This window comes from Brevibacillus fortis, assembly GCF_003013395.1.
Lineage (GTDB): Bacteria > Bacillota > Bacilli > Brevibacillales > Brevibacillaceae > Brevibacillus > Brevibacillus fortis.
In genome coordinates this window covers 66,349-73,298 of the sequence record NZ_PXZM01000050.1, presented here as the reverse complement: position 1 = coordinate 73,298, position 6,950 = coordinate 66,349, and the positions used below count along the sequence as shown (strand labels likewise).

Here is a 6,950-nt window from a genome sequence, read left to right as displayed (position 1 = left end):
ACCTAATTCTGTTAAGTTTCGTTTAAGTTGAGCTACCTCTTCGTTATTCAATACTACTTGCTGCTGTTGTACGACTTCTGCTGCTTTTACTTGACTAACCCCTGTAGATCCCATTGCTGTAAATAACAAAATTCCACTTAAAAAAATAGAATAAATTTTTTTCAATTAAATCATTCTCCTTTTAAATATTCATCACTTCCAAACAATTACAGTATTATAATTAATATGTAAATTAATCAACAGTACATGTGAAATATATTCTATTTTTTTCTTTTTATCACTTTTATTACAATAAATGCAAATAATAAAATAGTACCGATAATTATAATTGACGGAACTCCAAACACTATGTTCATAATAATTATCACCCCTCTTAATTGTCTATTAAGTAGACTCTAATTATTTTAACATACGAGAACCTAATATTACATATATTCCCATGATATGACTATTTGGTTGTAAGAACGGAGCTTGTCTATATTATTACAACGCCCACTGAGCAGGGAACCAGTGGCCGGAGTATTGTCTGGCATTTTGTCATTGGATTCCGGAATTGATCCCTGCTGACTGGGCTCTGCAAAATACCTTTATTCATCACTTATTCGGTTCTACAAGACTCCTAGAGGTTAACCAAGCCTCGTCAAAACGAAATAAGCTTCAACAATGGCGGAAGACGGTTTTAGTCTTCCTTCCCCCGCCATAACCGCCGCAGGACTAGCGCGTTCAGACTCAGAATGTTTCTCTCGGTAGGCTAACATTCCTCAACATCTATAGGTTGCTCAGGTAAGGGCTAGACGGTATCTCCCAAGAGCCGATGTCGCTTGCTCTTGACTCAAGATTACCGATTCAAACATTTCAAATCGTCCTGCCTTTTATCCCTGATTTTGTCCGGGTTTTATCCATCTTTTTATCGAGGATTTTTGAAGAGAAACATATTACTTTTTCATCTTCAACCAAAATAGAAACCACCTCAAAGGTGGTTTTTCTACTACTGTAACTGCTGTATTCAGTGTTTATGAACCCGTTCGTTCAACAACTTTTCCGTTACTAATGATACGGTTCACCGTAATACACAAAATACAGTTTGACCAGAGTTTATCGTGTACGTATTATTTATGTTGACAATCGGAAAATACTTAATTTTAAGCCCTTCTTCATCAAATTTGGGATATAGCTTGATCCCTTCATTTAGGACGAATGAAGCATTATATCCTAATGTGTCCCCTATTGCATGAACTGGCAGGTATGCTGTTCCATCAACAACTATTGCCTTATTATTAAGTGTTTTGCCATTGATGTTTACTGGCAGCTCTCCCTCAACAACCTTACCTACCAAACTAACCACTTCAGCATGTACACTTATCGATGTTCCTATTAATAATCCAAATAAAGTTCCAATTATATATTTACGCATTTTATTCCCCACCAATTCACATTATTTCTTTTTCTTTCGAATATAATTCATACTTTGATCAATGGACTTGTAAAAATAGGTATACCAGATATTGGGATTAGTGCCACTTCAAATTTATATCATAGTCGGTCTTTTGGAAGGCTACGGCTCAATAGGCTTGTCTCATGAAAAAGGCACTCAGATCATCCCGAGTGCGGTGGCAATTTGCATAATTGCCTCTTTACTTTTTGGTGTAGAATTGGTCTTTTGTCCGACCTAAGTCCAGATATACCATGGAAGTGCTGAGATACTTATCTTCGATGATTTGACGCTCTACTTCATCCAACGAATACTGCAAAGCACTTCCGATCTGTCGTGCTTTCAACTCATTCGTGGACTCAGACTTTTGAAGCCGTGGAAACAGTTGATCGATACCCTTCTCCTGCCGCTCCTGCTTATTTTGGACGGCAATACGAAGGGCTTTATTCTCTTTCAATGCTTTGACAACAGCCTTTCTGACTTCTTTTTCGTCTACTGGTTCCAGAAATGACAGTTGCTCTTGTGGCTCATCTTTCCAATTCCCCCTCGTGGCAGCCCATGCTATAATATGGTTGACGAACGCATATTCGGGCTCCCAGCTGGGGGCTTTTCTTTTTGAAATTAATTGGATAAAATTAGGTAAAATGATAAGGTGATACTAATGAAAACGCTCTTCCTCATGCTGTCTTTTATTTTCGCAAGTTTTACTTCTGTCCAGCCTGACCAATCCAAGAGTGTCTTTATCTCTGAAGGTGAGAGTATGGCCCCTACCTTGAGCAGCAACGATCAATTTCTTGTTGATAAAACCTTCTATGACTCCCATCCTATCCAACGTGGAGATATCGTTATTTTCCAAGTAGAGAAAGATCGACAACACGTTAAAAGGGTCATTGCGTTGCCTGGAGAAACGCTTGAATATAAAGGTGATATTCTTTACATCAATAACAAAGTGGTCGACGAACCATACTTGGCTTCAGCTAAAAATGTAGCCAAAAAAGAAAATCTCTATCTGACTGAGGATTTCGGGCCTATAACTATCCCCGGAGATACAATATTTGTTTTGGGTGATAATCGTTTAAATAGTCTAGATAGCAGAGTGATCGGTCCGGTTCATGTCAATGAAATATTAGGCAAGATGACAAACAAGTTACCCTCAAATTAATTAGTCTTTATTTTTCCACGCTCCGTTTAAAGAGCGTGGATTTTTTTACTCCAGAAATAGTATTTTATATAGACTTTTTACTTAAAAAGGAAACAACAACCATATTTTTACGTATAACATGTAAACGAAATATTGGAGTGATAATATTATGTTCGCAAATGACTTCGGACCACCTTTCTCTAGTGGTTTTGGTCCGCCCTGGTGGTTTTTAGTGATTGCTGGAATAATTGTACTTTTCATCTTAGGAGCGATCATAAATGGTATCAGGATTTGGATGTCAAATAATGCCTCCCCAATCTTAACTCAACCTGCAAAAATTATTAGTAAACGCACAAGCACTTCAGGTGGCGGTAATGATACCAGTGTATCCACATACTATTACCTTACTTTTGAACTAAGCAATGGAGAAAGACTAGAATTCCATGTAAAAGGTAGTGAGTATGGCTTACTGGTCGAAGGAGATACAGGCATATTAACTTATCAAGGCACGAGATATAAGGAATTCAGCAGACGACCTTTGTAAAATAGGGTCGTCTTTCTACATTCCTATCTCCTTTCAATACCCCCTTATCACAATTTCTCTTTTGTTAAATGAACTTTGTTGATATTTTCCTTTGCAGCCGGAAAAGTTACTGATGAAGGAGTGACTTTTCGATGCGGAAATTGATTATCTTATTAGGCATCTTTTTGTTTTCGTTTTTTACCACAAACACTTATGCAATAGTGTTACCTCCCAAGCCACCAGTCAGGGACATCATCAACTTGATCGATCACTGGGTCCGAAAAGGTTGGACGCTTGAGAAACATGTTAGGCATGAATGTGAAGCACACGAATCATGGAAAATTCCTCGCGGCCATAAATGGCTCAAGAATTTCAAAATCGTTTCTGTGACACACAATAGTGACGGCAGCTATACTGTTATCGCTACATATGACTACAGTGGGATTAAATGCGTTGCCACAGCTAAGGTGATCAAGCAAAACGATATTTGGGTTAATCAAGAACTGTGGTTCAATTAGCACAAGTAATGATTTGTAAAATTAAACCCGTTTGACTCTGCATGCGTCCGCCAAATACATCGTTGCTCCCTGAGCCAAATCTTTTAAGCTCCAGTACAAAGTGTTTTCGTTTACTTCGAAGCTAACGGAGCATATGATGTGATCGATTGCGTCCGTTGATTGTTCGAATGTCCGATCTTCTCTTGGATAGTTACTTGAAACATGTTTTCCCCCTCCCATTTAACAAATCGATTGTTTTGTTAAATCAAAGATACGTTTTGATTCCGTAGGTATCTTTCAGGTACTTTTTGATTTCCGCGTAATCATCCATCGTCAATCCGATGTTATCGATGAAATCAACAAAACTTTCTCTTGCAGCGCGCTTGACCAAAAAGTACATCAACGTTTCGAATTTTTTATTATCCATGCTCACACTCTCCCATTTAACGAATTGATTAGTTTCCCGGCCATTTCATTGACAACGACTCTTTCCAGTCAGAACCATCGCCGTGGTACAATTTCCTAATCACGTAATGCACTGAGTTTTTGTTTCGTACCGGATTCCCTTTGTGAAAGGTCTTATTGACTTCCTCGACAATTACGGAAACTGGCGTTTGATCATCGTACATTGAATCGATTGCCTCAACTTCTTCTTGCCAGTATGGCACTCTGTTTTTTGCTACTTCCATTTGTTCTGATTCCCCCCTATTTAACAAATCGTGTGAAATGTTTAGCTACCATAGACAAGCGATCAATCGTTGATAAATCAATATTTTACATAAATTAGAATTTATGTAAAAATATTAGAGAAAGGGAGGTGGTACTATGAAAAAGTTTTTAGTAGTTGCTATGTTGACCTTGTCTGTAATCTCTATGTCTAGTGCTGCTATTGCTACTGAGCCAGAAGGATTCGCTTCGTGTGGTGCTGGCAAACCTAGGTGTCCCGATGTATTTTAGTTAAACGAGAGCCTCCACATTGGGGGCTTTCTTCAATTACCGTTGTGTTAATCATCTGAATCTGTACCCCAGACCTTTAACTCGCCAGTTTTATGGTCTACATAGATGCGAACGAGTACCTGTTCATCCCACGAAATGTTTTCGCCGTAGAGCGTCATTTCACAATTAGGGCAAGAGTCTAATTCATACCCATCTATCTCATGAAAAGGCTTATGGCAACGGGGACAGTATGCTTTGTTTACTTCAATCTGCGTATTACTGGTTTTGTGCCAATCGATTTCAGGCTTCCCTTCATTCTCATATCGTGCGAACTCTTTCAAAAGCCGCTCTGCGTCCTCTGTGGTCCCTTCGCCATTCCGCACTCGGTCACGCAGCTCATCGTCAATTGGTCCCCACAAGACGAATTTTCCTTTTTCATAGTAATCTGTGTAACCTTCTGCAAAAGCTAGGGACAGTACATCAAACGAGTCATCGTCGCCATATTGATTAATAACCTCATTGGTAATTCCAACTGCATTGAGTTTCTGGCGTACAATCTCATTGTTTTCAACGAGGATGTATGGGCTATCTCCACCATTTGTTTCAACTACCTCCAGGCTGTTCAAAACGTCCAAAACCGCTTGTCTATTCATCGCTCTTTCCTCCCTAACTAGTTTGTTAAATCCACGTAGGACTCGCTTATTTGCTCTCAGATTCTTCCAACCTTCGAGCCCTTGCAGCAAGTTGCATTGCCTTTGTTCTAAGGTCTCCTGCTCTGTCATGATCACCTTTCCAGGAGGCTCTCTTTGACCTTGTTTCCCAAAGACCTGCCCTATCAAGTAATTTATTAACCTCACGATTTTTTGCCATGGATATGCCCCACCACCTAAGCTCAATTGAATTGAATACACAATTTGAAAACTTGATGCAGTGTTTGGTATATTACTATAGATAAACTAATGGATGTGGGAAGCATGATGTCGATTTTCAAAAGACTTTTTAGAAAAAACAAGAGTTGCAATGTTTCATACTCAGTAAAGGCTTATCTAGACAAAAACAATGAATTGTTAATAATCCCTCATGCATTAGACCAAGATGGATTATTAAGAGACATTAATTTCCCCACAAAGCTCAGCCCTCCACATAATCCTGCCATTATCGGTTCATCCCTCAAAAACAGTTTTCTTTTTTCCAAAAAGGATTACACATTCGATGAGCTAAATGTTCAAGTCTTCACACTAGCAACAGGAATTAAGAGTTACTCAAAATTTTCACGTGATCGGCAGTTAGTTATGGTCATGTTTGATGAACCAAATCAATCCTATAGTTTTGCAATTTGGAGACGTGTAAACAAGGGAGCATACATTTCAACCGATGAACCATCCACCATCTTGTCAGGGGATGTCTCAGACATTGAACTTGGGCAGGCATTACTAAACTCGTATTTATCAAAATGAGCAGTTTGTTAAATTGCTTGATCGTGAATTTGCTTTATTCCCCAAAGGATCGGGATCACTTGAACAGGATTTACAGCGTTTCCCAACGACTTCAACCGCGCCTCCCGGACCTTGCCTTTCATGCCCGCGATTACTCGGGGAGGTTCCCAATCAAACTGCTCTAATCCCATTGGTGCTGGCCATCTAAATCCGTCCAGCCAATCGGAAAGCCCATCAAGTTTTCCACCCAACCTGGATTGAGCTGTCCACTCACTTCCGAAACACACATTGATAAGTTGACCTGTTTGCCGTTCTCCACTCGATTCTTGATTACTGGATTCGATAGATTGCCTCTGTCTCTGGTGTCCGCAGCTTGTGGTGTCGGCCAGAGTTTCACTGCCGCTGGCAGACCGTTCCTTGCGTCCTCCGCATTGATGTTTCCGCGCTTGGTGTTGCCCACAACGAAGACCCTTTTCCTTTGGGTGCGGGGCGTAGACGGCAGCAGTTGGAACAACAAACGCCCTTGCGGTGTAACCCGCTTCTTCCAGGTCAGCAAGCACAGTGTCGAGCCCCAAAGTAACGTGTCCATCAACATGTTCTCCAAGGACCCAAGTGGGCCTGAGTTCTTTGATAAGCATAAGCATTTCTGGCCAGAGGTGACGGTCGTCTTCTTCGCCAAGGCGTTGCCCGGTATTACTGAAAGGCTGGCAAGGGTATCCTCCGCAAATAATGTCAATTGCTCGCTCATTCGCTATGACCCCCTTTTCTATGAGTTTCTGCTTATTGATCGTTTTCACATCATCGAAGATTGGAACTCCAGGCCAATGCTTTTACAAAACCTTCTGGCAAAACGGTTCAATTTCACAGAATGCTACCGTTTCAATACCGGCCCAATGAGCTGCTAAATCAATCCCGCCGATGCCAGCGAATAGTGACAGCATTCTCAAACGATCACCACCTATGTTTAGATTGATCTTTTGTAAAT

At 40.3% G+C, this 6,950-nt stretch carries 8 protein-coding genes and 2 pseudogenes; 4 read left to right on the top strand and 6 right to left on the bottom strand.

What is annotated here, in order from left to right:
* Positions 1 to 1,060 precede the first annotated feature (1,060 nt).
* Both C7R93_RS27400 and C7R93_RS27395 read right to left on the bottom strand, forming a co-directional pair.
* A complete protein-coding gene (locus C7R93_RS27400) occupies positions 1,061 to 1,414 on the bottom strand; it encodes a hypothetical protein (RefSeq protein ID WP_106841752.1) in 354 nt (117 codons plus the stop codon).
* A 177-nt stretch (positions 1,415 to 1,591) separates the two neighbouring features.
* Positions 1,592 to 1,997, bottom strand: a pseudogene (locus tag C7R93_RS27395) (ArpU family phage packaging/lysis transcriptional regulator).
* A 96-nt stretch (positions 1,998 to 2,093) separates the two neighbouring features.
* On the opposite strand from C7R93_RS27395, the gene lepB reads away from it, so the two are divergent.
* The 3 genes from lepB to C7R93_RS27380 all read left to right on the top strand — a co-directional run bounded on the left by lepB (position 2,094) and on the right by C7R93_RS27380 (position 3,614).
* The gene (lepB, locus tag C7R93_RS27390; RefSeq protein WP_106841751.1) at positions 2,094 to 2,594 is read left to right on the top strand and encodes a signal peptidase I; all 501 of its coding nucleotides are present in this window, start codon (positions 2,094 to 2,096) and stop codon (positions 2,592 to 2,594) included.
* Positions 2,595 to 2,742: 148 nt separating this feature from the next.
* Positions 2,743 to 3,117: a DUF2500 domain-containing protein gene (locus tag C7R93_RS27385; RefSeq protein ID WP_106841750.1), complete on the top strand. Its 375-nt coding sequence runs from the start codon at positions 2,743 to 2,745 to the stop codon at positions 3,115 to 3,117.
* A 131-nt stretch (positions 3,118 to 3,248) separates the two neighbouring features.
* Complete coding sequence (locus C7R93_RS27380; protein WP_106841749.1) at positions 3,249 to 3,614, top strand: hypothetical protein; 366 nt, start codon at positions 3,249 to 3,251, stop codon at positions 3,612 to 3,614.
* A gap of 244 nt (positions 3,615 to 3,858) precedes the next feature.
* Here C7R93_RS27380 and C7R93_RS30110 read toward each other — a convergent pair whose 3' ends face one another.
* The 3 genes from C7R93_RS30110 to C7R93_RS30830 all read right to left on the bottom strand — a co-directional run bounded on the left by C7R93_RS30110 (position 3,859) and on the right by C7R93_RS30830 (position 5,182).
* Positions 3,859 to 4,020: a hypothetical protein gene (locus C7R93_RS30110; protein ID WP_158264054.1), complete on the bottom strand. Its 162-nt coding sequence runs from the start codon at positions 4,018 to 4,020 to the stop codon at positions 3,859 to 3,861.
* A gap of 28 nt (positions 4,021 to 4,048) precedes the next feature.
* Positions 4,049 to 4,282, bottom strand: coding sequence for a hypothetical protein (locus C7R93_RS27375; RefSeq protein ID WP_106841748.1), 234 nt, complete (start codon positions 4,280 to 4,282; stop codon positions 4,049 to 4,051).
* Positions 4,283 to 4,597: 315 nt separating this feature from the next.
* On the bottom strand, positions 4,598 to 5,182 hold the full coding sequence (locus tag C7R93_RS30830; protein WP_244191676.1) for a TFIIB-type zinc ribbon-containing protein: 585 nt from the start codon (positions 5,180 to 5,182) through the stop codon (positions 4,598 to 4,600).
* 321 nt (positions 5,183 to 5,503) lie between these two features.
* Between C7R93_RS30830 and C7R93_RS27365 the strand changes: the two genes are divergently transcribed.
* Positions 5,504 to 5,986: a hypothetical protein gene (locus C7R93_RS27365; protein ID WP_106841747.1), complete on the top strand. Its 483-nt coding sequence runs from the start codon at positions 5,504 to 5,506 to the stop codon at positions 5,984 to 5,986.
* Between the two features lie 8 nt (positions 5,987 to 5,994).
* On the opposite strand, the pseudogene C7R93_RS27360 reads toward C7R93_RS27365, so the two are convergent.
* Positions 5,995 to 6,906 (bottom strand): annotated as a pseudogene (locus C7R93_RS27360) (DNA cytosine methyltransferase).
* Between the last annotated feature and the right edge of the window lie 44 nt (positions 6,907 to 6,950).

What these genes read in the sequence shown, in the direction of transcription:
- C7R93_RS30110 (WP_158264054.1), bottom strand. Translation starts at nt 4,020, where the DNA reads ATGGATAATAAAAAATTCGAAACGTTGATGTACTTTTTGGTCAAGCGC.
- C7R93_RS27380 (WP_106841749.1), top strand. Translation starts at nt 3,249, where the DNA reads ATGCGGAAATTGATTATCTTATTAGGCATCTTTTTGTTTTCGTTTTTT.
- lepB (WP_106841751.1), top strand. Translation starts at nt 2,094, where the DNA reads ATGAAAACGCTCTTCCTCATGCTGTCTTTTATTTTCGCAAGTTTTACT.
- C7R93_RS27385 (WP_106841750.1), top strand. Translation starts at nt 2,743, where the DNA reads ATGTTCGCAAATGACTTCGGACCACCTTTCTCTAGTGGTTTTGGTCCG.
- C7R93_RS27375 (WP_106841748.1), bottom strand. Translation starts at nt 4,282, where the DNA reads ATGGAAGTAGCAAAAAACAGAGTGCCATACTGGCAAGAAGAAGTTGAG.
- C7R93_RS30830 (WP_244191676.1), bottom strand. Translation starts at nt 5,182, where the DNA reads ATGAATAGACAAGCGGTTTTGGACGTTTTGAACAGCCTGGAGGTAGTT.
- C7R93_RS27400 (WP_106841752.1), bottom strand. Translation starts at nt 1,414, where the DNA reads ATGCGTAAATATATAATTGGAACTTTATTTGGATTATTAATAGGAACA.
- C7R93_RS27365 (WP_106841747.1), top strand. Translation starts at nt 5,504, where the DNA reads ATGATGTCGATTTTCAAAAGACTTTTTAGAAAAAACAAGAGTTGCAAT.